Source organism: Marinobacter similis, assembly GCF_000830985.1.
GTDB lineage: Bacteria > Pseudomonadota > Gammaproteobacteria > Pseudomonadales > Oleiphilaceae > Marinobacter > Marinobacter similis.
Genome location: NZ_CP007151.1, coordinates 681,715 through 708,605, shown reverse-complemented (window position 1 = coordinate 708,605; position 26,891 = coordinate 681,715). Strand labels below are relative to the sequence as shown.

General features: G+C 55.2%; 21 protein-coding genes and 8 pseudogenes. 13 read left to right on the top strand and 16 right to left on the bottom strand.

Annotated features, from left to right (window positions below):
- Positions 1 to 3: 3 nt before the first annotated feature.
- The 10 genes and pseudogenes from AU14_RS03160 to AU14_RS03115 form a co-directional block, all read right to left on the bottom strand.
- On the bottom strand, positions 4 to 2,184 hold the full coding sequence (locus tag AU14_RS03160; RefSeq protein WP_041338849.1) for a hypothetical protein: 2,181 nt from the start codon (positions 2,182 to 2,184) through the stop codon (positions 4 to 6).
- Complete coding sequence (locus AU14_RS03155) at positions 2,181 to 2,717, bottom strand: hypothetical protein (protein WP_041338846.1); 537 nt, start codon at positions 2,715 to 2,717, stop codon at positions 2,181 to 2,183. The genes AU14_RS03160 and AU14_RS03155 overlap by 4 nt, the downstream gene beginning before the upstream one ends.
- Positions 2,699 to 3,766, bottom strand: a complete 1,068-nt coding sequence (locus AU14_RS03150; protein ID WP_041338843.1) for a hypothetical protein — start codon at positions 3,764 to 3,766, stop codon at positions 2,699 to 2,701. The genes AU14_RS03155 and AU14_RS03150 overlap by 19 nt, the downstream gene beginning before the upstream one ends.
- Complete coding sequence (locus tag AU14_RS03145) at positions 3,748 to 4,152, bottom strand: site-specific integrase (protein WP_148312713.1); 405 nt, start codon at positions 4,150 to 4,152, stop codon at positions 3,748 to 3,750. Before AU14_RS03145 ends, AU14_RS03150 begins: the two co-directional genes overlap by 19 nt.
- 136 nt (positions 4,153 to 4,288) lie before the next feature.
- On the bottom strand, positions 4,289 to 4,918 hold the full coding sequence (locus AU14_RS03140; protein ID WP_041338837.1) for a hypothetical protein: 630 nt from the start codon (positions 4,916 to 4,918) through the stop codon (positions 4,289 to 4,291).
- 305 nt (positions 4,919 to 5,223) lie between these two features.
- Positions 5,224 to 5,922, bottom strand: a complete 699-nt coding sequence (locus AU14_RS03135; RefSeq protein WP_041338835.1) for a TSCPD domain-containing protein — start codon at positions 5,920 to 5,922, stop codon at positions 5,224 to 5,226.
- A 28-nt stretch (positions 5,923 to 5,950) separates the two neighbouring features.
- Positions 5,951 to 8,086 (bottom strand): annotated as a pseudogene (locus AU14_RS03130) (adenosylcobalamin-dependent ribonucleoside-diphosphate reductase).
- Positions 8,087 to 8,638: 552 nt separating this feature from the next.
- Positions 8,639 to 9,432 (bottom strand): annotated as a pseudogene (locus AU14_RS03125) (ABC transporter ATP-binding protein).
- Positions 9,433 to 9,441: 9 nt separating this feature from the next.
- Positions 9,442 to 10,342, bottom strand: a pseudogene (locus AU14_RS03120) (ABC transporter permease).
- A 68-nt stretch (positions 10,343 to 10,410) separates the two neighbouring features.
- Positions 10,411 to 11,382 (bottom strand): ABC transporter substrate-binding protein, encoded by a 972-nt coding sequence (locus AU14_RS03115; RefSeq protein WP_041338832.1) that lies wholly within the window; start codon positions 11,380 to 11,382, stop codon positions 10,411 to 10,413.
- A 285-nt stretch (positions 11,383 to 11,667) separates the two neighbouring features.
- Here AU14_RS03115 and AU14_RS03110 point away from each other — a divergent pair.
- Both AU14_RS03110 and AU14_RS03105 read left to right on the top strand, forming a co-directional pair.
- A pseudogene (locus AU14_RS03110) lies at positions 11,668 to 13,334 on the top strand (AMP-binding protein).
- 130 nt (positions 13,335 to 13,464) lie between these two features.
- Complete coding sequence (locus AU14_RS03105; RefSeq protein WP_236744343.1) at positions 13,465 to 13,893, top strand: YiiD C-terminal domain-containing protein; 429 nt, start codon at positions 13,465 to 13,467, stop codon at positions 13,891 to 13,893.
- Positions 13,894 to 13,970: 77 nt separating this feature from the next.
- On the opposite strand, the pseudogene AU14_RS03100 reads toward AU14_RS03105, so the two are convergent.
- Positions 13,971 to 15,658: pseudogene (locus AU14_RS03100) on the bottom strand (ABC transporter permease).
- 147 nt (positions 15,659 to 15,805) lie between these two features.
- Positions 15,806 to 16,821 (bottom strand): annotated as a pseudogene (locus tag AU14_RS03095) (Fe(3+) ABC transporter substrate-binding protein).
- A gap of 182 nt (positions 16,822 to 17,003) precedes the next feature.
- On the opposite strand from AU14_RS03095, the gene AU14_RS03090 reads away from it, so the two are divergent.
- The 5 genes from AU14_RS03090 to AU14_RS20430 all read left to right on the top strand — a co-directional run bounded on the left by AU14_RS03090 (position 17,004) and on the right by AU14_RS20430 (position 19,337).
- Positions 17,004 to 17,282 carry a PilZ domain-containing protein gene (locus AU14_RS03090; protein WP_041343546.1) on the top strand — a complete coding sequence of 93 codons (279 nt, stop codon included), beginning with the start codon at positions 17,004 to 17,006 and terminating at the stop codon, positions 17,280 to 17,282.
- Between the two features lies 1 nt (position 17,283).
- The gene (locus tag AU14_RS03085; RefSeq protein WP_094191136.1) at positions 17,284 to 17,856 is read left to right on the top strand and encodes a hypothetical protein; all 573 of its coding nucleotides are present in this window, start codon (positions 17,284 to 17,286) and stop codon (positions 17,854 to 17,856) included.
- A 176-nt stretch (positions 17,857 to 18,032) separates the two neighbouring features.
- Positions 18,033 to 18,488 carry a DUF3391 domain-containing protein gene (locus tag AU14_RS20440; RefSeq protein ID WP_236744342.1) on the top strand — a complete coding sequence of 152 codons (456 nt, stop codon included), beginning with the start codon at positions 18,033 to 18,035 and terminating at the stop codon, positions 18,486 to 18,488.
- A 103-nt stretch (positions 18,489 to 18,591) separates the two neighbouring features.
- Positions 18,592 to 19,095, top strand: coding sequence for an HD-GYP domain-containing protein (locus AU14_RS20435; protein ID WP_236744341.1), 504 nt, complete (start codon positions 18,592 to 18,594; stop codon positions 19,093 to 19,095).
- Entirely contained in the window at positions 19,095 to 19,337 is a 243-nt protein-coding gene (locus AU14_RS20430; RefSeq protein ID WP_236744340.1) for a hypothetical protein, read from the top strand. Before AU14_RS20435 ends, AU14_RS20430 begins: the two co-directional genes overlap by 1 nt.
- On the opposite strand, the gene AU14_RS20425 is transcribed toward AU14_RS20430, so the two are convergent.
- Entirely contained in the window at positions 19,327 to 19,617 is a 291-nt protein-coding gene (locus AU14_RS20425) for a hypothetical protein (protein ID WP_236744339.1), read from the bottom strand. The two genes, AU14_RS20430 and AU14_RS20425, sit on opposite strands and share 11 nt — an antisense overlap.
- Before the next feature lie 65 nt (positions 19,618 to 19,682).
- A complete protein-coding gene (locus tag AU14_RS03075) occupies positions 19,683 to 20,444 on the bottom strand; it encodes a hypothetical protein (RefSeq protein WP_236744338.1) in 762 nt (253 codons plus the stop codon).
- 275 nt (positions 20,445 to 20,719) lie between these two features.
- Between AU14_RS03075 and AU14_RS03070 the strand changes: the two are divergent.
- The 3 genes and pseudogenes from AU14_RS03070 to queF all read left to right on the top strand — a co-directional run bounded on the left by AU14_RS03070 (position 20,720) and on the right by queF (position 23,272).
- Positions 20,720 to 21,669: pseudogene (locus AU14_RS03070) on the top strand (ABC transporter ATP-binding protein).
- Complete coding sequence (locus AU14_RS03065) at positions 21,666 to 22,439, top strand: ABC transporter permease (RefSeq protein ID WP_041338827.1); 774 nt, start codon at positions 21,666 to 21,668, stop codon at positions 22,437 to 22,439. Before AU14_RS03070 ends, AU14_RS03065 begins: the two are co-directional and overlap by 4 nt.
- 14 nt (positions 22,440 to 22,453) lie before the next feature.
- Positions 22,454 to 23,272, top strand: coding sequence for an NADPH-dependent 7-cyano-7-deazaguanine reductase QueF (queF, locus tag AU14_RS03060; protein WP_041338825.1), 819 nt, complete (start codon positions 22,454 to 22,456; stop codon positions 23,270 to 23,272).
- 46 nt (positions 23,273 to 23,318) lie between these two features.
- Here the strand turns inward: queF and AU14_RS03055 are convergent.
- Both AU14_RS03055 and AU14_RS03050 read right to left on the bottom strand, forming a co-directional pair.
- Positions 23,319 to 24,745 (bottom strand): annotated as a pseudogene (locus AU14_RS03055) (adenylate/guanylate cyclase domain-containing protein).
- A 1-nt stretch (position 24,746) separates the two neighbouring features.
- On the bottom strand, positions 24,747 to 25,058 hold the full coding sequence (locus AU14_RS03050; protein ID WP_041338822.1) for a DUF962 domain-containing protein: 312 nt from the start codon (positions 25,056 to 25,058) through the stop codon (positions 24,747 to 24,749).
- Positions 25,059 to 25,200: 142 nt separating this feature from the next.
- Between AU14_RS03050 and AU14_RS03045 the strand changes: the two genes are divergently transcribed.
- The 3 genes from AU14_RS03045 to flgC all read left to right on the top strand — a co-directional run bounded on the left by AU14_RS03045 (position 25,201) and on the right by flgC (position 26,877).
- The gene (locus tag AU14_RS03045; RefSeq protein ID WP_041338820.1) at positions 25,201 to 25,755 is read left to right on the top strand and encodes a nitroreductase family protein; all 555 of its coding nucleotides are present in this window, start codon (positions 25,201 to 25,203) and stop codon (positions 25,753 to 25,755) included.
- Between the two features lie 239 nt (positions 25,756 to 25,994).
- Complete coding sequence (gene flgB / locus AU14_RS03040; RefSeq protein ID WP_041338818.1) at positions 25,995 to 26,393, top strand: flagellar basal body rod protein FlgB; 399 nt, start codon at positions 25,995 to 25,997, stop codon at positions 26,391 to 26,393.
- 34 nt (positions 26,394 to 26,427) lie between these two features.
- On the top strand, positions 26,428 to 26,877 hold the full coding sequence (gene flgC, locus AU14_RS03035) for a flagellar basal body rod protein FlgC (RefSeq protein WP_041338816.1): 450 nt from the start codon (positions 26,428 to 26,430) through the stop codon (positions 26,875 to 26,877).
- Positions 26,878 to 26,891: the final 14 nt, after the last annotated feature.

Genomic DNA, 26,891 nt, shown 5'->3' with positions numbered 1-26,891 from the left:
GTCCTATTCAATCTCGACTGCCGGAATCCGGTTAAGCACCACACCGACGTTCGTTCGAACGCGCTTGAAGTAATCAATCTGGGGTGATTCCTCGAACCCCTGCACCTCAATGGCGTCAATGATTAAATCAGCCTCTCTGGCGATTCGTTGCAGTTCCTGAACGTGCTCCTTGTTGCCGGGATCTACAGTTAAGTGCTCACAGGGTCCGGGGTCTTCTGTTTCACAGCTGAAACAGCTCAAATTGTGAGGGCATGGGGCCGTGCTCCAATCCAGCATGCATACGCCGTGAGGCATCGGATTCACCATCCGGACGACAGCCGCCAAGTATTCTTCCGCCTCATCCCTGGAGAACTCAGCCAGCGCGGAATAGGTGTTGGTGGCATTGCCTACGGCAATTTTGTCACGGATGGCCTGCTTCATCCGTTCGGAGCGTTCCCGGTTGCTCGTTTGGTCATAAACAGCGTTTTGCTGCCTATGTTTGCGGTTGAAGATCAGCGCAATCTGATCCTCGGTTAGACCGCCATTTTGGTAGATGGTATTGAGCCAGTGGCGCACGTCATGAGTCGTAAATTTGACGAACTCTTCGTTTCGTGGATCAATGATCTCGAGGCGGGAGAAGACGCTGTCTTCGTGGTTGCCGGTTCCCCTTGATCGAGCTTCGCCTGCGAGCCAAGAAGAGAACTGACGGTCACCGACTACCGAAAACTCATCGGCCTTGGTGCTACGAGTCTCGCTGAGTGCGTACTTCTGCGTCACTAGCAGGGCTTCGTAGGGGTAAATGACCGGTTTACCTTCGTTGGTTTTCAGCAATGGTCGCATTTCAAAGCGAAAGCGCTCTTCCAGCTCCTGGTTATGGTCCGGGGCCGCATAAACTTTGCCAGCCAACTGCGCTTCTTGTGCTTCATCCAAGATGTCGCGGACTACGTCTCTGGTCTTTTGCGGGATAAGAACAGAGGTGTGCTTTTCTAAATTCATGAAGGAAACCACTCGGAGATCCGTGTCCCAACTGGTTCGCTGTTGGCCCTTGTTCCTAGAGTTGGCGATAGCTGGTAATTCGCCTCTTTGAGCCGCCTCTTGTGCGGCTAAGAGCATGTAAAAAGTGCTTCTGTCGACCCCAAGGGCTCGGGTAGCCTTGGTTTTAATTCCACCGACTTCTTCGAGAGCGCCAATCGCATCAACAAAACATTGACCTTGGTTGTACCAGGCACCTTTGGGATTGATCATCAAGTGATTAGGATTACGGGTCCATTCGTGAGCCCATTGGGCAACGAAGTATCGTAACGCTTCTGGATCAGCATAGATTGCGGACCAGTCGAGACCCGATTCTGAGCGCATTCGCTCAGCCACGGCTCGGGCATCTGACGTTAACTCGAAGAGGGCCTCTACAGCGTCGTCCACGACGTCCTTCATGCTCGGATGAATGGGGCGAGGCACCGGAAGCCCGCCCTTGGCTGGGTAGTGAAGAATTTGAAGATGGCCGCCCTCGCGGAGAAGGCAATTGGCTGGCAGGGCCATCAGTTCGCTGATACGAAACCCCGTCGCCATCTGAATTGCCAAGACGTTCAGGAAGAACGTGTCTTTTGCTATGAGTTCTTCGCGATGCCTCGCTGCAATGAGGTCGCGGAATACCGTATCCGGAACCAGCTTATTGGCCCTGCCTTCGTCCGTACCATATCGCCCATGTACTGCGGGGTTGGTGAGCCTGCTTTGATAGTCTAGCGAGAGGCCGAGGCTGACACCCAACCATGACGACGCCGCCTCCAGGTATCCCGATTGCCTAAATGCGGTGCCCTCACCGTACCTCTCAGAAATCAGTTTCTCTGCCTGGTAGAAGTCATCGGTTTTGAACGTGAGTATTGGGCGCGCACCCAGAACCTCAGCCAGCACTGTCAGGACATTAATTTTGCTATCTGCTGTTCCTTTACCTGTTTTCTTCTTGAGCCGACCGTCTAGTACCCACAACTTGGTCAGGCTCCGAAGTTCCGTGTGAGTGATGCCGGAGAATCGCAGGATAGCGCTTCGTCTTCTGGCTACCCCGCGAGTTAACCAGTCAATAACCTCCCATTCATCGTCCTGAAAGGAAGCACCTTGCGGGAGTTCCTCTAACAAAGGGGAGACTTTGTCTATCAGAACAGTATTGGCTGGAATCTCAGAAAGCCATTGCCTGAGTTCAGTTGCATTCATACTGCTGCATCCCCGTTAACTGCTTCCACCTGCTGAACAACTTCCCGAATGGAGGCTGCGATCCGGTCAAAGTCTTTGTAGAGCTTACTCCGTTCCTTTCCTCCCTCAGCCTTGCTCCAGCGGGTCAGTTCTGACTCCACGTAATCCAAGGACTTTCGGTGATCTGCCTCTTTCCAGGCCAAAAAATGGGGGCAGCCGTTGTAACAAGCCCAGAACGGATGCTTGGTGCAAGCCCCGTGCTTGCCACAGCCACCAACGACAGCAGGCACTGGGGCATCATTTGCAGGTGGCTCATGGAGGTTAACAGTGGGGATGGCGATGGCCTTCTTTCCAATATCATCGGTGATTGTCCCCTTGAAGAAGTAGGCTTCGCTTAGAATGGCGAAAACTTCCCCAACGCCGCGATCTGTTGCTCTTTCGAGCGCTGGCATCAGGTCCGATCCCACGGCCTGAATATAGGCATCGCATGTAAATGGTGAGTCATGCTCTAGAATTTCCTGAATTTGCTCCCTTGCTATCCCCTGGAGAGCCATAGCTGTGCCGCCCGTGTGGCGGATGCGGTAGGGCGTGAGGTTGATGACCTGACCTGTACGAGGCTGATTAGCTCCTCGTTTCTTATCAGATTCTGGAGGCAGGTTTTACCGGACTGGGCATCTACCTGTCCGTACTGAACCCATCGGGGAGTTCCCTGGCGTCCGGGCAAAACCGCAAGCCGATTGACTTGCTCTTGAAGGGTCCGGATTTCTGGAATCTGGGAATATTCCTGTATGGCTTTACCAAGTGACTCCGTGATTTGCCATACGCCAGGCCGCTCCCCGGTTTGAGCTTTTGCTTTCGGAATACGCAGGAAATACTCGTCAGGCCCGTCGTGGGAGGGGACAACCCAAAGTGCATCCTTCGGCATTGACCAAATTTGGGAAGGCCTTTTGAGGGTTTCGGTCATGATTCGACCGAAAATTTTAGTGGCAATGATATGGGGGTGTTCATCGGGGGTCCATTGCTCAAGAAAGCCCCGGACTATTTCCCATTCAGCAGCGGTGAATGCACCTTTTTCTGGATTCCATTGTACTACATCTCGCAGTTGTACGACGTCGTTCCGCGCTCTCCAGTCCTTAATCTCTCGGGCCAGTCCGTAATCTGCTCCTGCAATGTTCTTCTCTGCACACTCCATGTAGATGGATCGAATTAGGCTTCTATCGAAACTGGTGAGAACGCTCCAGATCTCAAGAAACGAGGACGTGTCCAATAGGGCAAAGTCGTCCCCGAGAACTAGGCCGATATCCTCTGAAATCCGGAAAAATTTCCTGAGAGAAATTTCACACCTTGACAAATAGGAGGGTGAATTCGTGCGAAGGCGGTCTTTCAGAACGTCTTGGAGCGAAGATATGAGCTTCGGCGAAGCATCAATCTTACTCCAATCACAAATATGCTGATTGCCACTATAGGTGGCACTCCATGAGTCGCTGGAAACATCGATCCAAACTGGGTCCTCGGGATTAAACTCACACCGAACAAAAACGCGTCCATCTGGGTGCCTAAACAGCCCCGTTTCAAAATCTTCCGTCAGTTCAGAGCGTTCCATACGTTTCCACCGTGTTGCCAAATTTTCAAAGGAGTCTTGGCGCGCTCACGCCGTGCTCTTCGACTGTAAATGTCCAAACTGTCCGGGGACTCCCATCCACCCCAGACGATCAGATCCGCCATTCTTATCTTTTTCTCTTCGCGGTCTTGTATCTCAGCTGCTGCGGCATAAGCACGGTTAAAAAAAGCATGGCGAGCCAAATGCCAGTGGAAGTCCACTCCGGTTCCTTGTTTGATTTTTTGAGCGATTTTGCTGGCCATCTTTTGGGATAGAGGGTTGCCGCTCCGAGCAGTGATCAGGAATCTGTGTGGTAGATTAAAACGTTTCTTTTTCTTTCCCTTATGAATTACCGGAACGTATCGGTTCGTGGATACGTATTCGTTCACCAAATTGGGAAACCGTGAATTATCCAAGAGGATTCCCAAGTCTCTGGAAAGTGTCTTTGGGCGAGGGGGATCGCGGCGAGGATCAAAGTAATTCAGGTCTCTTTCCTCAATGCGCATAACCCGGAAATAAGGGGTACTACGAGTTGGGCAATCTTCGACGAAGTGCCAAGATTTCACCAATTCGTAAGCCAAACTCGATGGCTATTCGCCATATCAAATAGTCTCTGGTGGCAATGTCCCAACCAACTAAACCACTTCTGTTTTCAGGACGAAGGAAGCTCTCGATCTTCATGATTTCTTCGTCAGAAAGGTCCTCCGCAACGGATTCCTTTCGGATCTTTACGTTAAGTTCCTTCCAGATCCGCTTTTGGGCGCTAAGCAAGATCTCAAGATCGATGACACGCTTATGCCTGGTCTCTGACTCAGGTCGTGCAAACTGAGAAATAAACCAACGGCAGATTACAGAGCAACCCATGAGTGTGCTATTGAGTGTTTTGCGCTTGGTGTAGGGAAGCACGCCGTTATCCTGCATCCATCGTTTACGAAGCCACGCAGCGAAGGATCGGGCTTGAGGCTGTGTGAACCCCTCCCCCGATAGCAATTGGCGGTCCAGATCAACACCAACATCGTTTGCCCAGGTATACAAATGAACCAAGCGATCCAGGGCTTGTCGGCGTGTTTTGTGTGAATCGTGCTTATGGATTAGGTGGCACTCGTAAAGAGACGCGGCCTCAACCGGTGTCTCCTTCTTACGATCCACGATCATAAACCGTATCTCGCCAGATTCGCTGTGCGTAAACTGAACAATCTTATATGGCGATTTTTGGTGCTGGACAGATTGGATACTTAATCCCCAAAATTGGATAATTTAAAACCTAAAAGCCATTTAATACAATGGCTTGGGGAGGAATTGTTTATATATCCATTAGTATAGGGCGTTTAATCTGATTGGCAAGAGAAGTTGTCGAGTTTTGATAGATGAAGATATTCATAAAAAACCCCCAGAGCGGTAGGCTCTGAGGGTTATAGCATGCAAAATCTTAACTATTCATAAGTAACCACTTCTAAGGGCTACTGACACTTGCTGTCGCCGCAGGACAGGCAGGTAGCACAACCGTCCATGACGATCACCGCCTTGGTGCTGCATTTGCCGCACATGGTGGCGTTGGCCGGGTAGTCGCTGGCCTTCTCATCGTTCGTTGCCGTGGTGTGGCTGGCTTCGAACTCCGCGCGCTTTTCAGCGAGAATGCGCTTGGTGGTTTCGCTCATCTCTTCGCTTTCGAGCAGACCGATGGCCTTCAGGTGCTTCTCGATTACCGCGCCGATTTCAGCGACCAGCGACGGCATGAAGACACCGCCTTTCTTGAAGTAACCACCGTTGGGGTCATACACCGAGCGCAGCTCTTCCACCAGGAAAGTCACGTCGCCGCCTTTACGGAAGACCGCGGAAATAACGCGGGTGAGGGCGATAACCCACTGGAAGTGCTCCATCGACTTGGAGTTGATGAACACCTCGTAGGGCTGACGGCTCTCGTGGTCCGTGTCTTCATTGAGCAGGATGTCATTGATGGTGATGTACATCGCATGCTCGCCAATCGGCGGCTTGATCTTGTAGGTGGTGCCCAGCAGGAAATCCGGCCGTTCGATGTGTTCGTTCATCTGAACGGGCTTGGCTTCCTGGCTCGCTGCTGCCTTGGCTTCAGCGTTGCTGTCTGTGTCGGCTTTCTTAACGCGGTAGCCGACGATTTTGTTGCTGATTTTAACTGTCATGTTCGTTGTCCTGTGTCGGGTTCCCGGATCAGTACTTGCCGTAAGTGCCTTCTTTCAATGCGTCAAACAGGTTGGCGGCGTTGTGGATCTCGCCGTCGTACTCGACCTGCTCGTTGCCTTTCAGAGTCACCTTGCTGCCATCATCCAGAGTGAACTCGTATTCCGTGTTTTCGAGATCTTTCTCTTTAACCAATACGCCCTGGAAGGCTTCCGGATTGAATCGGAAGGTGGTGCAACCCTTCAGACCCATGTCGTAGGCGTACAGGTAAATGTCCTTGAAATCCTGATAGGCGAAGTCTGTCGGAACATTGGCCGTCTTGGAAATCGAGGAATCTACATCTCTGGGCTGCAGACTGGATATCTACGTGCTGAGACGGCGTCACATCGTCAGACGTGGTGAAGTAGCTCGGCAGCTTCTTGTCTTCGTCGTCAGAGAACGGCATTGCACCCGGATTGACCATGTGGCGGTAAGCCAGCAGCTCAAAGGAGAACACATCAACTTTCTCTTTAGTCTTACGGCCTTCACGGATGATGTTCCGGGCGTAGTGGTGCGAGAAGCTCGGCTCAATACCGTTGCTGGCGTTGTTGGCCAGTGACAGGCTGATGGTGCCAGTCGGCGCGATAGAAGTGTGGTGAGTGAAGCGACCACCTTTCTCGGCCAGCTCTTCCACCAGCTTCGGCTCAACGCTGGCGATCTGCTGCATGTACTTGCTGTACTTGGCGTGCAGAACGCGGCCTTTGAGCTTATCACCCAACTTGTAGCCGTCTTCCAAAAGCTGCGGGCATTTGCCCAGCATCTTGGGTGTGATTTCGAACTCGTCGTCCATGATTGGAGCGACACCCTTCTCTTCAGCCAGGGCCAACGACTGGCGCCAGCCCTCTACGGCCATCTCACGTACCACTTCTTCGGTGAACTGAACGGATTCTGCAGAACCGTAAGGCATACGCAGCATCGCCAGTGTGGAGCCCAGGCCCAGGATGCCCATGCCGTGACGACGCTTGTAGGTGATTTCGTGGCGCTGCTCTTCCAGCGGCAGGCCGTTGATCTCAACCACGTTATCCAGCATGCGGGTGAAGATGCCCACAACCTTGCGGTACTTCTCATAGTTGAAGCTGGCTTTGTCAGTGAACGGGTAGTCCACGAACATAGTCAGGTTCACCGAGCCCAGCAGGCAGCTGCCGTAAGGAGGCAGCGGCTGTTCGCCACAAGGGTTGGTGGCGCGGATGTCCTCGCAGAACCAGTTGTTGTTCATCTGATTGACCTTGTCGATCAGGATGAAGCCAGGCTCGGCGTAATCGTAGGTGGAAGTCATGATGGTGTCCCAGATGAACTGGGCTTTCAGGGTGCGGTAGATCCGGCACGCCACTTTGCCTTCATCGTTGACCACGTAACCCTTGAGGATCGGGAAGTCGCGGTACACGAACTGGCTGGCATCGCTCAGATCCAGACCTTCGTCCTCAACTTCTTTCTGGGTGACCGGGAATGACAGGTGCCAGTCATCGCCGTTACGAACGGCTTCAATGAAATCTTCGGTGATCAGCAGCGACAGGTTGAACTGGCGCAGGCGTCCGTCTTCACGCTTGGCCTGGATGAAATCGATGACGTCCGGGTGGTGCACGTCAAAAGTGGCCATCTGGGCGCCGCGGCGGCCACCGGCGGAAGAGACGGTGAAGCACATGCGGTCGAAGATATCCATGAACGACAGCGGGCCGGAAGTGGTCGCGCCGGCACCAGCAACGTAGGCACCTTTCGGGCGCAGCGTGGAGAACTCATAACCAATACCGCAACCCGCTTTCAGGGTCAGGCCTGCTTCGTGGTTCTTTTCCAGGATATCGTTCATGGAATCTTGAACAGAACCGGACACGGTGCAGTTGATGGTGGAGGTGGCAGGCTTGTGGGCTTCGGCGCCGGCGTTGGAGGTGATACGTCCAGCCGGAATGGCACCGTGCTGAAGGGCCCAGACAAAATCCTTCTTGTGCTTTTCGCGCACCGATTTGTTTTCTACTTCGGACAGGGCTTTCGCTACGCGTTCGTACGTCGCTTTAATGTCCTTGTCGACAGGCTCGCCAGTCTTGGTTTTCAGCTGATATTTGCTGTTCCAGATGTCGAGTGAAGCTTCCTGCATCGGAATCGTAGTTACACTGCCTGTGCCTTAGCGTTCATTGCCACCCTCGGAATTTCCAGTATGTCTTCTTTTGACAGCGCCGTCCTTGTGACAGCACTGCACCCCTTGAATTTCTCACAAACCGGCTATGCCCCTGGTACGTTAGTGACCACTATATATGGTGGTTGTTTCTTGAGCAAAAACGCGCCTGGATGTGCCGGTATCTATCTCTGATCGTTGTTTTTGGCCCGGTGGGGCCCTTTATAAGCCCGCCTGGCGGCGGTCAGTCGTATCGAATCTTGGCCCTATATATGGGCTTAATTTCAAAAAGTATAACAGGATATTGTGTTCTGTGAAGAAGATCGGAACTATTGAATAGCGTTGAGGCGCAAAGAAAATCAATCGCCCTGCGGTTGCAACGGCGAAAACCACCGTAAAACCACGGCTTGCGGGCAATTATTCATAAACACTACATCTTGTGTTTAAAAAATGGGCGGGTAAGCACTTATCATTTCAGGAAAGGGCGATCAGGAAGAACCGGTACCGGGCCGGTGGCAATTCAAAGGCAGTGAGCAGCCCTTGCCGTCGCCAGCCAGCCCGTATCCAGTTTTTTAGCCGAGTAGCAAGCTGTCATCATCCACGGATAATCCGCGTTGTTTCTCGAACAGCCCGAGCAGATCCTTTACTTCCAGTCCTTCCCGTTCCTTGCCGGCTATGTCGAACACAACCTGACCCTGGTGCAGCATGACCGTGCGGCTGCCGACTTCCAGAGCCTGCTTCATGCTGTGAGTGACCATAAGGCCGTAAGTCGCTGCTCTTCAATGATCTGGGTGGTGAGTTCCAGCACGAATGCCGCCGTTTTCGGATCCAGCGCGGCCGTGTGCTCATCCAGCAGCAGAATGCTGGACGGGGTAAGGCTTGCCATCAGCAGGCTCACAGCCTGGCGCTGGCCGCCGGAGAGCAGGCCCATCTTGTCGCCCAAGCGGTTTTCGAGGCCGAGATTGAGTGACGACAGGCTGTCCCGGAACTGCTCCAGATACTGTTTCTTGACCGCGGCGGTGAGGCCGCGGCGTTGACCGCGCTTAATGGCCAGTGCCAGGTTTTCTTCAATGGATAGAGCCTCGCAGGTTCCCGCTAGAGGGTCCTGGAATACCCGGGCAACCTGGCCTGCGCGTTTGTGAGTAGGCAGCTTGGTGACATCGGTGTTATCGACGATGATTTCGCCACTGTCCACCAGCACCTCGCCGGAGAGGGCATTAAGAAAGGTCGACTTGCCGGCTCCGTTACTGCCAATGACGGTGACGAACTCACCCTGATTGACCGTCAGGCTCATGCCCCGGAGTGCGGGGTTCTCCAGCGGAGTTCCCTTGCCGAAGGTAAGTCGGAGATCGCTTGCACTGATCATGTCGCCTCCTCAGGCCTTGTTGCGGGTCAGTTTGCCAATCACAGAGGTACGGACTCCGGGCAGCACGATGGCCAGGGTGACCAGTACGGCAGTGATCAGGTTCAGGTCCTGGGCTTGAAGGCCAAGAAAATCGGCATTCAGAGCAAAGGCTATGGCCAGGCGGTAGATGATGGCACCGATAACGCAGGCGATCAGGGCACGCACTACGGTTGACGGGGTAATGACGCTTCACCGCCAATCAGGGAGCCAGGCCAATAACGATAACGCCAACGCCCATGGTGACATCGGCTGCGCCCTGACTCTGGGCAAACAGAGCGCCGGCCAGACCGACAAGGCCATTGGACAGGGCGACACCCAGAACAATCATGGCGCCGGTGGCAATGCCCTGAGCGCGGGCCATCCGCGGATTTGCGCCGGTGGCACGCATGGCCAGGCCGGTTTCAGATTTCATAAAGCGCCACAACAGGATCAGGGATATGGCCACCACGATCACAAACAGCAGCACAGGGACATGGTGGTAGGCCAGGTCCAGGTTGTACCAGGGGGTGAGTACTGTTTCTTCGGTCAGCAGGGCCACGTTGGGGCGCCCCATGATGCGCAGGTTCACGGAATAGAGCGCGATCATGGTCAGGATCGAGGCCAGCAGATTCAGGATTTTCAGTTTGACGTTAAGTAGGGCGGTGACTGCACCTGCTGCCATACCTGCCAGAATAGCTGCCCCGGTAGCAATCCATGGGTTCCAGCCTGCGATGATCAGCATGGCTGCAACAGCCGCACCGAGTGGGAAACTGCCATCCACGGTGAGGTCGGGAAAGTCGAGAACCCGAAAAGAGATGTAAATGCCAAAGGCGACCAGGCCATAGATGAGACCGGTCTCAATGGCGCCGTATAGTGCGATTTCACTGAGCATGGGTAATATTCACTGTGAAAGAAAACGGGCGGGCCCTTTTGGGGTCCGCCCGTTTTGGTCAGGCGTTACTAGTCGTTCTTGACGACTTCTTTGGCGTCCTGGATCAGGTCATCCGACAGGGTAATTCCCATGCGCTCGGCGGCAGCGGGATTTACGAACAGATCCAGGGTGTCCATGGTTTCAACCGGCATATCGCCAGGTTTGTTGCCATTCAAAACCCGGGCAACCATCGCGCCGGTCTGGCGGCCGTGATTGTAATAGTTGAAGCCAAGGGCTGCTACCGCACCGCGGGACACCGTGGCGGTATCGGCGGCAAATACCGGAATGCTGGCACGCTCGCCAACAGAAATGACGGCTTCCACAGCGCTGATCACCGTGTTGTCGGTGGTCAGATAAATGGCGTCGACTTCACCGACCAGGGAGCGGGAGGCACCGAGCACCTCCGAGGTCTTGGTGGCGGCAGCTTTGACAAGTTTCAGGTCACGGGCGGCAAGACGCTCTTCCAGCAGGTTCACCAGGGAAACCGCATTGGCTTCGCCCGGGTTGTAGACCGTGCCGATACGCTTGGCGTCAGGCATGACGCGCAGCAGCATATCCAGGTGCTTGTCGATCGGCAGCATGTCGCTTACGCCGGAAATGTTGGTGCCGGAGGCTTCGAGGGCGGGCACCAGCTTGGCGCCGACCGGATCGGTAACCGCGGAGAAAATGACAGGGACATCGCGTGCCGCAGCAGCAACCGTCTGGGCTGACGGGGTCGCAATGGCCACGATTACATCCGGGCTGTCACCGACAAATTTACGTGCAATCTGGGAGGCAATGGCCGAGTTGCCTTGAGCGCTCTCGTGCATCACCTTCAGGTTTTCACCTTCCTTGAAGCCCTGCGCTGCGAGTTCATCCTTAACGCCCTGATAAACAGCATCCAGTGCCGGATGTTCTACGATCTGGGTGATGGCTACGGTACGAACGTCCTGAGCCTGCACCAGGCCTGCTGCTGCCAGCAGTGTTGCACCAATCAGGGTGCGCAGAGTTCTCTTGGCCATATGCCTGTGTCTCCGAGTCAGTGTCTGGTTATGGTAGGGTTTTGATGTTCAGTGCTATTTTGGTGTTCAGTGCTTTAAAGGTGCGCAAGTTTACCACAGGCGGACGGGATTCTGGGTAGGGATTCTAAGGTTCGGCAGAGGGCGCACAAGGCGGCGCACGAGGAGGTTGCGAACTGGAATAGTTTTGCGTGTGTCACACTTTGACGGGCCGTTATGTGTTGAAATACCCTACGAAAGTCTAATAATAGTCCCCAACAATTCGAACAACGAATGCAAGGAAGATTCATGGACACAACAAACAAGCTCCCCCTGGATATGGTCTATCACTGGGAGAACACCAAGGCGAACTCCCTGTACATGACCCAGCCAATTGGTGATGGGAAAGTGGTGGAGTATACCTGGGGTAGGGCCGTTGATGAGGCTCGGCGTGTTGCAGCTTATCTGAAGTCGCTCAACCTCCCGGAAAAAAGCCGGATTGGGCTGATCTCCAAGAACTGCGCCCAATGGGTGATGACCGACTGGGCCATCTGGATGGCCGGCCACATTTCTGTGCCGCTGTACCCAACCTTGAACGCCGACACCGTCAATTACATCCTGAATCACGCCGAGTGCGATGTGCTGTTCGTCGGCAAGCTTGACGACTGGGATATGATGAAGCCTGGGGTACCGGAATCAGTACGCTGCCTTTCCTTCCCGCTGAGCCCGCCCAACGATTTCGAGTCCTGGGACGACATCGTTGCCAAGTACCCGCCGCTGGAAGAGAACACTCATCGCGATCCGGACGAGCTGGCGACCATTGTTTACACCTCCGGCAGCACAGGACGTCCGAAAGGTGTCATGCTGAGCTTCCGTAACATGGCGTTTTCTGCTGAAGGCGGAACCCAAGTGCTGGGTGTGGGTTCGGAAGAGCGGATGCTCTCCTATCTGCCTCTGGCCCACGTGTTCGAGCGGACCTTCGTTGAGCTTGGCTCACTTTATACCGGTTTCCAGCTGTATTTCGCAGAGTCGCTGGATACCTTTGTCCAGGATCTTCAGCGCGCCCAGCCTACGCTGTTCCTCTCCGTTCCCCGCCTGTGGGTGAAATTCCAGCACGGTGTTCTGCAAAAACTGCCGAAGCAGAAGCTGGAGCGGTTAATGAAGATCCCAGTGGTCAACAAGTTGATAAAGAAGAAGGTCCTCAAGGGCCTGGGCCTGAGCAAAGTCAAGCTGGCGGGCAGTGGCTCAGCGCCTCTGTCCAGCGATGTGCTCGACTGGTATCGCAACCTCGGCCTTGAGTTGCTCGAAGGCTACGGAATGTCCGAAAACTTCGCGTACTCCCACATGAATAAACCGGGTCGCTCACGTACCGGCTATGTGGGTGAGGCGCTGCCGGGTGTGGAGGTCAAGATCAGCGAGCAGGGCGAAGTGCTGGTCAAGAGTCCGGCTACCATGATGGGCTATTACAAAGACGAGGAGAAAACCCGCGAAACCTTCACCGACGATGGCTTCCTGAAAACCGGAGACAAAGGTGAGATTGAGAGATGGGCCGTCTGAAGCTGACCGGTCGCATCAAGGAAATCTTCAAGACCAGCAAGGGCAAGTACATCGCGCCAGCGCCCATTGAGAATCGTCTGATGTCCCACGACGCCATTGAAATGGTGTGTGTGTCTGGTGCCAATCAGACCCAGCCCCATGCTCTGGTGATGCTTGGTGAGGAGGTTCGTCCGAAAACCGCGGATGAGAACTTCCGCAAAGAGTTGGAGGCCAGCTTCAAGAACCTGATTCAGGAAGTCAACAAAACTGTCGACCCCCATGAGCAGCTCGCCTTCATCACTGTGGTTAGTGATGAGTGGTCGATTGAAAACAGCTTCCTGACGCCGACCCTGAAACTGAAGCGGAATGTAGTTGAGGATGCCTATCAGGAAAAGGTCGATAACTGGTACGCACAGCGCCAGGCGGTGATCTGGCAGTGATGCCAAGGTGACACCTGGAGTGCGTCAAAAGGCCCGGCATAGCCGGGCTTTTTGCGTTCTGGAACCGACGTAAGTCGCATAGGGAAACCCAGGGCGTGGGAATAAACTGGAATAAGATCAGGAGGATGATATGAGTCGGCTGAGTCTTTTCCAGAAACGCATCAATAACGAAATCCCGTTGTCGGAAGCCTTGGGCATTCGGTTGATTTCCTGGGATGGTCACGCCCTGTTACTTGCGGCACCCCTGCAACCAAATCGCAACCACCAGGGCACTGGTTTCGGTGGCAGCGTATACTCCGCTGCGGTTACCGCTGCTTGGGGCCTGACAGAGCTGGCGTTGGGAGACATGGGACTTATGGGTGCGGTTGTGGTGCAAAGCGGCAATATTGATTATGTGGAGCCTGTTGATCAGGATTTCTATGTGATTTGTCGGTTGCCGGCGGGCGAGATTCCCCCCCGGTTCCGGAAAAGCCTGGCCCGTCATGGCAAGGGGCGCCTGGACCTGACGGCGGAAGTATTCTGCGGTGAGCCGACCACCCAGCCGAGCGTGAGCCGGTAGCCGTGTTTCAGGGCCGCTTTGTGGTCCAGGATGTTCACTCCCGGGTCAGTTTCTGAGTCGCTGGTGGCCCGGTAGGCTTAACCCATGGTTCTGGTCTTGGAGATGGAGCGACTCATCAGGATGATGGGAATGATGCCCGCCAACACGATTATCAGTGCCGGCAGGGCACTGTGATAAAGCCGCTCGTCAGACGCGAACTGATACACGTACGTTGCCAGCGTTTCAAAGTTGAAGGGTCGCAGAATCAGAGTGGCTGGCAACTCCTTCATGCAATCCACAAACACCACCAGCGCTGCCGTCATCAGCGTCCCGCGAAGCATCGGCAGATGCACGCGCACCAGGGTTTTGCCCGGGGTGTGGCCGAGTGAGCGCGACGCCATGTCCATGCTGGGGGTGATTTTCTGCAAAGCGCTTTCGACACTGCCTGCAGATACCGCTAGAAAACGCACGGTGTAGGCGAAAACCAGGGCAAAGGTCGAGCCACTCAGTAGTAGACCGGTACTGACGCCGAATACGTCCCTGGCCAGGCTGTCCAGCCAATTGTCGAAACCCGCCAACGGCACAATGACACCTACCGCAAGAACAGCGCCTGGCATCGCATAACCAAGACTCGACAGGCGCATGAGCACCTGCATGCCTTTGGTGTCATGCAAGCGGCGGCTATACGCCAGGGTGATGCCGATCAGCAGCGTGGTGAGCGCCGCGGTGCCGGAGAGAAACAGGCTATTCAGGGTGTTCCGGATGAAATCAGTGTTCCAGCTCTCGCCAAAGTATTCCCAGGCGTACAGGCCAAGCGTGAAGCGGGAATGAGGAAGCCGAACAGCACCGGAACGGCACAAACCGCCAGGCATGCATATTGTCTAGGAGTCGACATGGTAAAGCGCTGGATGGGGTCGCGGTTGTCACGTGCGGCGAACTGCTGCTGTCGGCGTCGTGAATAGCGCTCCAGCGTTACCAGAATAACCACAAAAATGAGCATGGTGGTTGCAATCTGGGCGGCGCCGCCCAGATTGCCCAGGTTCATCCAGGTGTCGAACAGGCCGGCGGTCAGGGTTTGGACCGCAAAGAAGTCCACGGTGCCGAAGTCGTTCAGGGTTTCCATCAGCACCAGAGACAGGCCCACCGCCACGGCCGGTCTGGCGATCGGCAGAACTACCCGGAAAAAGGTGCTCAGGGCGGAGTGCCCGAGGCTGCGGCTGACCGCAAATAGCGAAGGCGACTGTTCCAGGAACGCGGCCCGAGCCAGCAGGTAAACGTAGGGATAGAGCACCAGTCCGATCATCAGGATGGCGCCTTCGAGGCTGCGAATTTCCGGGAACCAGTAGTCACTGGCATTCTCCCAGCCGAACCAGTCCCGCAGGTTCCTTTGGACCGGTCCGGCATAGTCCAGCAAGCTGGTATAGACATAGGCGATGACGTAGGCGGGCACGGCGAAGGGCAGCAGCATCGCCCATTCGAAAAAACGTCGACCGGGGAATTCGCACATGGTGACGGCCCAGGCAGACGACAACCCAATAACCAGTGTCAACACACCCACTCCAAGCATCAGCTGCAGGGTAGTGGAGAGGTAGCGGGGCAGGGTGGTATCCAGCAGGTGAGGCCAGATGTTCTCTTCCGGGAAAAAGGCGAGGAAGATTACTGAGAGTACCGGCAACGCTACGATCGTTGTCGTAAGGAAGGCGGCAATAAGCCAGTGCCGAGAGGTACGCTTCGCCAGCAGGGGTTCCGTTAACCCTGGGTCAACTCTGCTAACGGCCTCGGTCATAGCGTTCCTGTGAATAGTTCGAAATGAGAATGGCTGCCGATTGTAGACAGCTGACGTGCTGCCTGCAATGGACAGACGCCGCTCACGCCGATTGACCGGGGATTATGAGGGCCGGCGTCGCATATGGCGACGCCGGCCCGGTTCCGGTTACTCGCCGTCGTAATCGACGCGGTCAACCAGCTTTACTACTGCGTTGCGGTTGTTTGCAATTTCCTGCAGGGACAGTTGATCCGGGTTGATTTCGCCCCACTCCGCAACCAGGCCAGACGGTTGAACGTCAGGATTGGCCGGGTACTCGGTGTTGGCTTCCGCGTAAATGCGCTGGGCTTCTGCCGACGACAGGAATTCCATCAGTTTGATGGCATTGTCACGATTGGGCGCGCTCTTGGTCAGTGCAATGCCGCTGATGTTCACGTGAGTGCCGCGACCTTCGGCGTTCGGGAATACCAGGCGAACCTGTTCGGCAATGCCGCGCTGATTTTCATCCTGCAGCATGTTGCCGTAGTAGTAGCTGTTGCCAATGGAAATGTCGCACACGCCTTCGGCAATCGCTTTGATCTGATCACGGTCGCCGCCCTGAGGTTTACGGGCAAGGTTATCCTTCAGACCTTCTAGCCAGGCCTTGGTGTCTGCTTCGCCGTGGTGGGCCAGCATAGAAGAGAACAGGGCGATGTTGTACGGGTGCTTGCCGCTCCGTGTACAGATGCGGTCGTTCCACTTGTCATCGGCCAGTTGCTCATAGGTAGTGATTTCGCCTTCCTCGACACGCTCCTTAGAGGTGAAGATCAGACGACCGCGAGTGGTCAATGCGAACCACTTGCCCTCGGGGTGGCGGAGGTTCTCTGGAATGTTCTGGTTGAGTACGTCGTTGTCGACGCCCTGAACAAGATCACGCTCGACCAGTTCGTTGATGCGGGAAATATCGACCGTCATCACCACGTCGGCCGGGCTATTACGGCCTTCACGTTCCAGTCGCTCGGCCAAGCCTTTTTCGCAAAGACAACATTGGCATCGATACCCGTTTCCTGCTCAAAGGCATTCAGAAGCGGTTCCAGCAGATAGGCCTGGCGATAGGAGTAAATATTGACGTCGCCCTCGGCGGAAGCGCTGAGGGGCAGGGCAGTCAAGGTAATGGCTGCAGCAGCTGCGAGCTTCATGTGCATGGTCGTATCCTTGTTACGAGATGATGTGGCTGTGCTGAGCGTAAATGCACTCGGAATTAAAACGTCAACCATTCTCATTTGTATCGGGTCCGGAGTCAATATTATCGGTGGTCTATTTAATCGAAAATGGTGCTATGCTTCGGAAGACTATAAAAACTATGCAAAAAGTAGTGGGTAGGCCGATGACAGGGATAGACAGAAGAGAGTACATCCGCACCGCGATGAGCGCCAAAGTGAAGGTGGTACATCCGGAATTGGGTGAGTTCATGTTCTCCACCCGGGATATTTCGGATGGTGGCGTGTTTATTATTGTTGATGCGGACCCGTTTGAGCCGAATATTGGTGACACGGTGACCGTTCAGGTGCAGGGCCTTCCCGTACCCGCACCCGTGCTCGAAATGGTAATAGTGCGAAGAACCAACGATGGTCTGGGGCTGCAGTTCGAACTCAGGGACGCCTAGCATGAAACTGCTGTGCCTGGTGCTTGTTGCCGCCGTCTCCTCGGGTTGTGCCTCTTATCATTCCCATTATGCGATGTTCCCTGCCGAGAACTCTGCCGGTGAATCCCGCCAAATCCGGTTGTCGTGGCAAAGCGCAGATTACCCGGACTGGTGGTTCACGAGTGACAAGGCCACTGCGATTCGGGTTGAAACCCAATGCAGTGAGCGGGTCTGGCGGTTGCGAGACAGCGCTGATCCCCAAGCCGGTGAGTGTGGCACAGGTATCCGCGCATGCGGTGAGGCCGGCCAGGACCTGCACGCGCCGAGTGGCAAGTTGGCTACAGATGGCGTGAGCTGCATGGTGGCGGAACCCTCCGATCCTCAGGCCAGAGTCGCAGAAATTGGCGGCAGCCTTGACCTCCTGGTTTCCTGTGCTCCGGTTTCCAGGACGGTGCAGGCAGGTGACGAAGAACGTAACCTTGACTACCTACGGGCCTCTCCGGTTCCTTATACCGTGTATGTCCGAAAGGCGCCCCGTGGCTCGCTTCGCGCTAAAATGCCAGAATTCGATGACTCGGTGTGTGACGCAAAGTGACACATTTTGACGTTGCCGTGTGACCGTCATCACAATCCTACATTTTGTTTCCTTCTGAGCTAAAACGTTACCCTTCGTCGCTCTCTGGTTACTTCGTGCTACCAAACTGTTATGGACTCTATTGGTCACTTCGCCAAAATGGTAGCCATCGAAAAGTTTCCGTATTGAGGTGACCTGTGGGCGTCCAGCAAAAGAAAATTGCGGTGCATGATCTGGAAGTGGGCATGTTTGTGTCTGATCTGGACAGGCCCTGGCACCAGACTCCTTTCCCCATCCAGGGATTTCATGTGCGATCTCAGGACGACGTTCGGGCCCTGGCTTCTCACTGCAAGTGGGTGATGGTGGACATTGCCGAGGTACGTGGTGTCCATGAGTCGCCTGAAAGCAGCGCTCCCCGTTTCGGCCGTAAGGCTGGCCGGAGAGGTCAGGGTCGAGATGTCCTGCAGTTGCCGCCGCTGACTATCCGTGAGCCGGTTCGCTACGAAGAAGTGACCACCCTGAAAAAAGAAGCTAAAGCGTCAAAACGTCTTCTGGATGATGCGGATATGGCACTTCACCGGCTGTTTGACACGGTTAGGGTTAATGGCGTGGTTGACCTCAAGCCATTGCCGAAGTCACCAGCAAGATGGTGAGCAGTGTGGTGCGTCAACCTGATGCCTTGTTGTTGCTGAGTCGAACACGTCAGCACGACGATTATGTCTACCGGCATGCCTGAACACAGCAGTATGGGCTCTGGTGTGCGGTCGGCACCTGGGGCTGAACGAAGGCCTACTGAATCACCTTGGGCTGGGGTGCCTGTTGTCGCAGGTGGGCAAGAGTGCACTGCCAAAAGAGCTTCTGAGTCGCGAAGGTCAGTTGGACGCCAACGAATACGTCCAGTATCGGGAGTACGTGGACAAGGGGGTGGAGATGCTGTCGGACAGCGGCCTGTCCCGGGCGGTCCTGAGCGTTGTTCAGGGGCATCGTGAGCGCCATAACGGCTCAGGTTTCCCGGAAGGTGTCCGCGGTGACCGTATTCCGCTGTTGGCCAAGATTGCGGGTATCGCCGAATTTTTTGAATCGTTGATTGGCCCCAGAGAAGCTGAAGTGCCGGTCACGCCGGACAAGGCCGTTGCCCTGTTGTATGAAATGAGGAACATCGAGTTCCAGGATGATCTGGTGGAGAGCTTCATTCAGTCCATCGGTATCTACCAACGGGTAGCCTGGTGGAACTCTCGGACGGCCAGCGTGGGATGGTGATGTCACATTCCCCCGAGCGCCGCTTGTGGCCGCGCATCATGTTGATGACGGACAGCGACTGCAATCCGTTGAAGTCGGCCAAGATTATCGACCTTGCCCGCCACAACGCAGCCAGGACGGCTGCCGAGGCGGTTACCATTCGGGAGTGCCTGCCTCATGGCACGGAAGACCTGGATCCGGCGGGTTATGATGTGACCGGCGCGGAGTCCCGCTGGAGTTTGAACCGTTTGATCAGCGGATGATTACCCGCAACTGTTTGCGAATCCACCGATAAGTATCTTCCGGGCGGAAACTGACCACCAGCTCAGACTCTCCGCCCGCGTCTCCCGTAACGAAGTAGTCGAATTCGGCTTCCTGCCAGTTGGTCGCGTGAATGGCGACCTGATCCGTTCGCGTGCTGATGGCTTCGATATCTCCTATTTCCGCAGCGCCGTCAATCCTCCGGATGCGCACAGACTGCACCCAGGTATCACTGGCCGTATGGCTGGCAACGTGCTCATCCAGGTAATAGCGGTTCGCCACCGCTGCTGTTATGGCTGTGAGTTCCCGGGAAAGATAGGACTCCAGGTCGTTCGACAGTGTGTCGTCTAGAGTTCGGATGGCGTCGAGGATGCGATTACGGGTGTTTTCCAGGTCTTCTTTATAGGTAATATTTGGGTCTCGATCGCTTCGTTTTCCGGCCGGGAGGGCGCCAGTTCTATTTCCTCTTTTGTTGGCGGTTCGTCACATAAAGAATGACCTTCCGGGTAGAAACAGATTTCTGCCAGTATGCGGTTGGCGGGTGAGACGTCCTCATCCGAACCGGTGAACGCCGCTTCGCTGACGCTGAAGTTGATCGGTTCAGGCAGGTTGGGCAGGGCAGCGTTCAGCTGGCTGATGACTCTTTCCCGGATGTCGACACCCTGGCCCTTAGCTACGTCTCCCTTCCAGTTCAGGCTCATCAGAAATCGGGTGATATTCCTCAGTTCCGCGTTATCTAGCAGCAGCTGCTCTCTGATGATGTGCGTGCTCAAGCCTTCATCGTCGGTTGCGGGATCGGTCAGAGCGGCTCGAATATCTGGCACGAACTCCAGGAGGGTGACGTACTTCTGGGCGGGAACATCTTTAACGAGAGCCAAGTCACCGACCCAAAGACTTAGGGTTTCGCCCGGATAATAGTGGAATTCGCCCTTGGCATTGGTAGTGCCACGCTGGCTTTGGGTCTGATAGGTCAGTCCGCTGAAGCCGTTGTAGTTAAGCCGGCCGACGCTGGTGTCGTTGCTGTCCGAGCCACCGTCGTCCAGGCATCCGGTGAGGGCGAGGGTAATTACCAGGGTCGCTGACACTCGAATCAATTGCGCAGATCTCATGGTTTGCTTCGGTTCCCGGTACGCGGGCGTCACGCTCCAATCGAAGAGTGAGCTCGTCGTTTGTAAGTTGTTGTAACCGGATTATAGGGATGGGGTGCTGCGGATATCGGGATACTCGTCGCAGTTTCCGTTTTTGCCCCGGATTCCGGCGGTGGGTTTTGCACCTTGAAATAGCCCGAGCTGCCACAATCAATAGCACTTTCTATAGCATTCTAAATGTTGGCCCCGGTGGATGTTCCTGCTGGGGGTTAGTGCCGCGGAATTCAGGATGGTTTATGACCCACGCTCTTGAGATTGAAGGTCTGATCAAGACCTACGGTGATGGTTTCGAAGCCCTTAAGGGAATCGACTTGCACGTCGTCGAAGGTGATTTCTTTGCATTGCTCGGACCAACGGTGCCGGCAAATCCACCACGCTGGGTATTGTCTGTTCATTGGTAAACAAGTCTGCCGGCAAGGTGCGAGTGTTCGGCAAGGACATAGACACCCACTTGTCAGATGCCAAGCTGAACCTTGGCGTGGTGCCACAGGAATTCAATTTCAATCAGTTTGAGAAGGTCTTCGACATTGTCACGACCCAGGCCGGTTACTACGGCATTCCGCTCAAACAGGCGTCGGTGTCGGCCGAGAAATACCTCAAGAAACTGGGTTTGTGGGAGAAGCGGGATACGCCTGCGCGTATGTTGTCCGGCGGTATGAAACGGCGGCTGATGATCGCCCGGGCCCTGGTTCATGAGCCCAAGCTACTGATTCTGGATGAGCCTACCGCGGGGGTGGATATCGAGCTTCGTCGCTCTATGTGGGCCTTCCTTGAGGAGATGAACCGTCAGGGCACCACCATAATCCTGACCACTCACTACCTGGAGGAAGCGGAAGCCCTGTGCCGCAACATCGCCATCATTGATCACGGTCGGATTCTGAAGAACACCAGCAAGAAAGACTTGTTGCAGGAGCTGAGCGTCGAGACCTTCGTGCTGGATACGGCCACACCGTTGACATCAGCGCCGGAGCTGGCGGATTTTTCCACTCGCATCGATGGGGAAGGGGCGCTGGAGGTGGATGTACAGAAGGGCCAGGGCTTGAATCAGGTATTCGTTCAGTTGGACAGGTTGGATATCAAGGTAGTCAGTATGCGAACCAAGGCGAACCGCCTCGAGGAGTTGTTTATTCGTATGGTGGAGGAAAACGCCTCGGAATCGAAAAATAGCCTGGAGGGTGTCGCATGAGGGCCCAGGCGCTAGCTACCGCATTCAACACTATTGTGACCCGGGAAATCCGCCGTTTTACTCGAATCTGGGCCCAGACCCTGCTGCCGCCTGCGGTCACCATGACCCTGTACTTCATCATTTTTGGCAACCTCATTGGCTCGCGAATCGGTGAGATGGGCGGCTTCGACTACATGGCGTTTATCGTTCCTGGTCTGATCATGATGGCGGTGATCACCAACTCCTACGCCAATGTGGTGTCGTCGTTCTTCTCAATGAAGTTTCAGCGCAGCATCGAGGAGCTGCTGGTCTCACCGGTTCCGAACTGGGTCATCCTCGCTGGCTACGTGTGTGGCGGAATGGCTCGCGGGCTTGGTATCGGCCTGATCGTTACCCTGCTGTCGCTGGCGTTTACCAGTCTGACCATTCACAGTTTGCCGATGATGGTGGTGACGGTGTTTCTGACGTCTGCGTTGTTCTCCCTTGGCGGTTTTATCAACGCCATGCTGGCCACTAAGTTTGACGACATCTCCATCGTGCCGACCTTTGTGCTGACACCGCTGACTTATTTGGGCGGCGTTTTCTACAGCATCGATATGTTGCCGGAGTTCTGGCAGGGCGTGTCCATGGCTAACCCGATTCTGTACATGGTTAATGGCTTCCGGTTTGGCATTCTCGGGGTCTCGGACGTTAATCCGTTCGTATCTCTTGGTATGATTCTCGTCTTTATTTCCCTGCTGGCGTTCATTGCCCTGAAAATGCTGGCCCGGGGCAAAGGCATCCGTCACTGATTTCAGGAACTTTTATGGCGCTTCACAACGCACCGCTGGGGAAAGCCAGCGAATACCCGGACCGGTATGATCCATCTTTGCTGTTCCCGGTTGCCCGGGATGAAAACCGTCGCCGGATTGGGCTAAACGATGGCCGCTGGCCCTGGTTTGGAGAAGATCTCTGGCAGGCCTGGGAGGTGTCCTGGCTTCGTTTGAGTGGTGTGCCGGCTGTGGCCTGGGCGGAAATCCGATTTCCGGCCGCATCGCCGTCCATCATTGAGTCCAAGTCCCTTAAGCTGTACCTGAATTCGTTCAACCAGAGCGCGTTTTCATCGCCTGAGCAGGTTGCCAAAACCATCACTGATGACCTCTCCAGCGCCTGCGGTGCCGCTGTTCAGGTTGATATGAAGAGCGTGGATGAGCCGGGTGATGCCTTTGGCCGGCCCCAGGGTTACGAGCTTATTGACGATGAGCCGGTCAGCGATGTGGTTTACGAGTATTCCCCGGAGTCGCTGAGTGCCAGCGGTGAAGTGGTCACCGAGAAGCTGTGCTCGCACCTCCTGAAGAGCAATTGTCCGGTGACGGGGCAGCCAGACTGGGCCACACTCATGGTGAGCTATACCGGGCCCAAGCTTGATCGGGCGGGTTTGCTTAAATACGTCGTCAGTTTCCGGCAAAAACAGGATTTCCACGAGCACTGTGTGGAAACGGTGTTTACGGATTTAATGGCACAGTGCCAGCCGGAAAAGCTCATGGTATGTGCCCGCTATACGCGAAGAGGCGGATTGGATATCAATCCTTGGCGCGCTACTGAACCTACTCAGGACAGCTCTGGCAGGCTGGTTCGTCAGTAGCGGCAGATCAAAGGGAAAGAGGGGAGCGGACGGCGGCTCATTTAGCTCAGGACGCGCCTTCTTCCTGGCGCAGCCGGTCTGCGGCATCCTCCAGGGCAGCCAGGATGGCCTCCCGTTCTCTCTCGGTCACTTTGTCGGAATCCAGGTACATGGCAAAACCACTGTGCTCATGTTCGAGAAAGCTGCGGTGGGGGCCCATGTCCCTGCGGAAATCGACCACTTCGTAAATGGGCACGGGTTTGCCGAAGCCCTTTACCGTAATTTCGCCTTTATCCCGGCACATGATCTTGTCTTTGATGAGCGAGAAGGTTTCATACGAAATCAGGATCTCACCGGGGTCGGCAAGTGATTCCAGCCGGCTCGCCAGATTTACTTCCTTACCGATGATGGTGTAGTCCATCCGGTTTTCGGCACCGAAGTTACCCACGGTGGTATACCCGGTGCTAATCCCCATCCGGATCTGCAAGGGCGTCTTGATGCCCTGACTGCGCCATTTCTGGCGCATGATCTTCATGTGCTTGCGCATCTCAACCGCCATGGAAACGCAGGCAAAGGCGTCCTCTCGTTGGCCACGGCTGGTGGGGTCGCCAAAGAACACCATAATGGAATCGCCAACGAACTTGTCGATGGTGCCGCCGTACTTTAGCGCCACTTCTGACATTTCGTTGAAGTAGTGGTTCAGGAGTTCTGTCAGCGCCTCCGGTTCCATTTCTTCCGACAGCTCGGTAAAGCCCTTGATATCGGAAAAGAACACGGCCAGTTTCTTGCGCTGGGTTTCGAGGCGAACGTCGCGCTCACCGGTGAAGATCGACTGCCAGACCTGGGGTGACAGGTACTTGGACAGCTTGTGGGAGAGGGCGATGGATTGTTCGCGCTGATTCTGGATTTGGGTTTTGGCCAGCATCAGTGCCTGGGCCTGCTGGTGCGAGTAGTAGGCAGTGAGGCAGATATAAAGACCGGTGGCGCAAATTGCGAGAATGCTGGTCAGCAGTGGTGATTCCAGCGACTCGGAAGGCCCTACAATGGCGACGGAGGCCGCAATGGCCGCGGCCATAAAGATGCTGCCCAGAAACCATTGCCGTATGCCGCCAACAATAAGGCAACTGAACATCAACATCAGCACCACAGACACCGATGGTATGGCCACCAACCGATACAGCCAATAAAGGCGCCGCCAACCATGCAATCAAAAATTAGCATCTTATGACGGATACGGGGCGAGTGCTGGAGGAAGGTGCGGCGGGTCAGTGCGTGAGCTATGTGGGGCCAGGTCAGGGCACCGGCCACCAGCCACAACAACCATTGCTCGAAGGCTCCCTGGAGCGCGCCGGTAACGATAATGACGGCAGTCGCGGTATAGGCAAGAATCCGGCCGTTATAGTCCGGCATCGGGGGGATCACTACAGGATGATTGTGATGATCCATGGTCAGTGCGCTGCTGGGGCTGCGCAGCTCCGGCGGAACGCTAACCATGCTAGAAGCGAATCCGGCCAATGAGCATATCTCTGAACATGACCCAATCGCCCGCAAGGCTGTATAGCGGGTGTTTAAACGTAGCGGGTCGGTTCTTCTCGAATTTGAAATGGCCAACCCAGGCGAAGCCGTAGCCAATGACCGGCACCAGTAGGAGCCACGCCAGCTTCCCGGACATTAGCGCCCAAGCTGTGACAATCAGAACCAGCAGACTGCCCACGAAGTGAAGTCGACGACACATAACGTCGCTGTGTTCTTCGAGGTAGTAGGGATAGAATTCGGAAAAGTTGTTAAACGTTTGTTGCTCACTCATGGTGCTGCTACTAAGTTGTTTTTAATTTTTAGGTAGGCCGGACTACGACTAAAGGTTAGCAGTATTAGGTGTAACCCACAATTCACCTGAGTCCCTAACTATGGCCAAGATTCCTGAAACCATTATTCGATAGCGAGACGATATGACCGCAGTCAGCGAATTCCTGCTCAACCGGGCTTCCGAGCCAAGGCTGGAGGCACCAGCACCCGATTCTAAAACCCTCGAGCGCGCCTTTGCCTGTGCTGCGCGAGCGCCTGATCATGCGCTCCTGCGCCCCTGGCGCTACCTGGTCATCGAAGGCGAGGGTCTGAAAGCCCTGGGCGACCTGTTTGCTTCTACCTGTGCCAATAACAGTGACGAGCAGGCAATTGAAAAACTGCGCAGGGCACCGCTGAGGGCGCCGATGGTTATCGTAGGAATTGCGTCTCCGACGCCGCATCCCAAAGTCCCGGAGGTTGAGCAGATTATGTCTGCAGCAGCCGGCATGAGTTTTCTGGAGTTGGCCTTGCAGGAAGCCGGATTTGGTGTGATGTGGCGCACCGGGAGTCCGGCCTATCACACACAAGTACACCAGGGGCTGGGTCTCAATGAGACCGAATCAATTGTCGGCTTTCTCTACACGGGTACGGTGTCGTCGGAAAAGCCCCCGGTGCCGAGGCCGGAAACCTCCGATTTTGTCCAGCACTGGAACGGCTGAACCAGGCGTCTGATGCCGGCCGCATCCCCCGGCCCGCCGGTCGGGGGAAACAGTTTGCCGCTTTCCCGATGTGATCCTTGGTTTTGCCCCGTCTTTTCAGTGCCTTCCTTGCCTCAACTCCTCGTTTCGCCGCTCCCTGGCTAGCTTTTCCAATTCTGGCATCTGCTTTGCTTTAACCCTGTCAAAGAGCACAACCGGCAAGATTGGCCGGCAGACGAGTGCAGAATTTGGGAGGCAGTATGGCAATTTCATTTGATAACGCTCTGGGAGTTCACGCTCAGGCGCTGGAAGCCCGGGTAAAGCGGGCGGAAGTGTTGGCGAATAACCTCGCCAATGCTGACACTCCGGGCTACAAGGCGCGGGACGTCGATTTCCAGGCGATGATGCAGAAGGCTCAGCAGAGCGTTTCCGGATTTGAAATGGCCAAGACGGACGATGGCCACATGGACACGTCCACAGACTCTGCCAGCGGTGATTTGCTTTACCGCACCCCGCACCAGCCATCACTGGACGGCAACACTGTCGATGCCCAGCAGGAGCAGACCCGGTTCATGCGCAACGCCATGGACTACCAGGCCAGCTTCCAGTTTCTGAGCAGCAAGTTTTCCGGGCTGACCAAAGCCATCAAGGGCGAGTAAGCCGCAGCGACGCGTTTAGCGAAGGAGAGACAACATGTCATTAGGCAATATTTTTGACATCGCTGGGTCCGGCATGACCGCTCAGTCACTGCGGCTGAACACCACGGCTTCCAACATTGCCAATGCTGAAACCGCCAGTTCCAGCACTGAAGAAACCTACCGGGCACGCAAGCCGGTTTTTGCCGCCATACAGCAGTCCATGCTTAACCCGGATCAGCAGAGCCTTGGAATGGGAGGGCAGCAGGGTCCTGGCGCTGGTGTTCGTGTGGAGGGCGTGGTTGAGAGCCAGGCCGATCTGCAGATGCGATATGAGCCACAGCACCCTGCGGCCAACGAAGAGGGCTATGTGTTCTACCCGAACGTTAACGTGGTGGAAGAGATGGCCGACATGATGTCCTCCTCGCGCAGTTACCAAATGAACGTGGATATCATGAACACCGCCAAATCCATGATGCAGCGTATTCTGACGCTGGGTCAGCAGTAATCTGCTGAGGAGCA

What these genes read in the sequence shown, in the direction of transcription:
- AU14_RS03160 (WP_041338849.1), bottom strand. Translation starts at nt 2,184, where the DNA reads ATGAATGCAACTGAACTCAGGCAATGGCTTTCTGAGATTCCAGCCAAT.
- AU14_RS03155 (WP_041338846.1), bottom strand. Translation starts at nt 2,717, where the DNA reads ATGGCTCTCCAGGGGATAGCAAGGGAGCAAATTCAGGAAATTCTAGAG.
- AU14_RS03150 (WP_041338843.1), bottom strand. Translation starts at nt 3,766, where the DNA reads ATGGAACGCTCTGAACTGACGGAAGATTTTGAAACGGGGCTGTTTAGG.
- AU14_RS03140 (WP_041338837.1), bottom strand. Translation starts at nt 4,918, where the DNA reads ATGATCGTGGATCGTAAGAAGGAGACACCGGTTGAGGCCGCGTCTCTT.
- AU14_RS03135 (WP_041338835.1), bottom strand. Translation starts at nt 5,922, where the DNA reads ATGACAGTTAAAATCAGCAACAAAATCGTCGGCTACCGCGTTAAGAAA.
- AU14_RS03115 (WP_041338832.1), bottom strand. Translation starts at nt 11,382, where the DNA reads ATGGCCAAGAGAACTCTGCGCACCCTGATTGGTGCAACACTGCTGGCA.
- AU14_RS03105 (WP_236744343.1), top strand. Translation starts at nt 13,465, where the DNA reads ATGAGTCGGCTGAGTCTTTTCCAGAAACGCATCAATAACGAAATCCCG.
- AU14_RS03090 (WP_041343546.1), top strand. Translation starts at nt 17,004, where the DNA reads ATGACAGGGATAGACAGAAGAGAGTACATCCGCACCGCGATGAGCGCC.
- AU14_RS03085 (WP_094191136.1), top strand. Translation starts at nt 17,284, where the DNA reads ATGAAACTGCTGTGCCTGGTGCTTGTTGCCGCCGTCTCCTCGGGTTGT.
- AU14_RS20430 (WP_236744340.1), top strand. Translation starts at nt 19,095, where the DNA reads ATGTCACATTCCCCCGAGCGCCGCTTGTGGCCGCGCATCATGTTGATG.
- AU14_RS03075 (WP_236744338.1), bottom strand. Translation starts at nt 20,444, where the DNA reads ATGAGATCTGCGCAATTGATTCGAGTGTCAGCGACCCTGGTAATTACC.
- AU14_RS03065 (WP_041338827.1), top strand. Translation starts at nt 21,666, where the DNA reads ATGAGGGCCCAGGCGCTAGCTACCGCATTCAACACTATTGTGACCCGG.
- queF (WP_041338825.1), top strand. Translation starts at nt 22,454, where the DNA reads ATGGCGCTTCACAACGCACCGCTGGGGAAAGCCAGCGAATACCCGGAC.
- AU14_RS03050 (WP_041338822.1), bottom strand. Translation starts at nt 25,058, where the DNA reads ATGAGTGAGCAACAAACGTTTAACAACTTTTCCGAATTCTATCCCTAC.
- AU14_RS03045 (WP_041338820.1), top strand. Translation starts at nt 25,201, where the DNA reads ATGACCGCAGTCAGCGAATTCCTGCTCAACCGGGCTTCCGAGCCAAGG.
- flgB (WP_041338818.1), top strand. Translation starts at nt 25,995, where the DNA reads ATGGCAATTTCATTTGATAACGCTCTGGGAGTTCACGCTCAGGCGCTG.
- flgC (WP_041338816.1), top strand. Translation starts at nt 26,428, where the DNA reads ATGTCATTAGGCAATATTTTTGACATCGCTGGGTCCGGCATGACCGCT.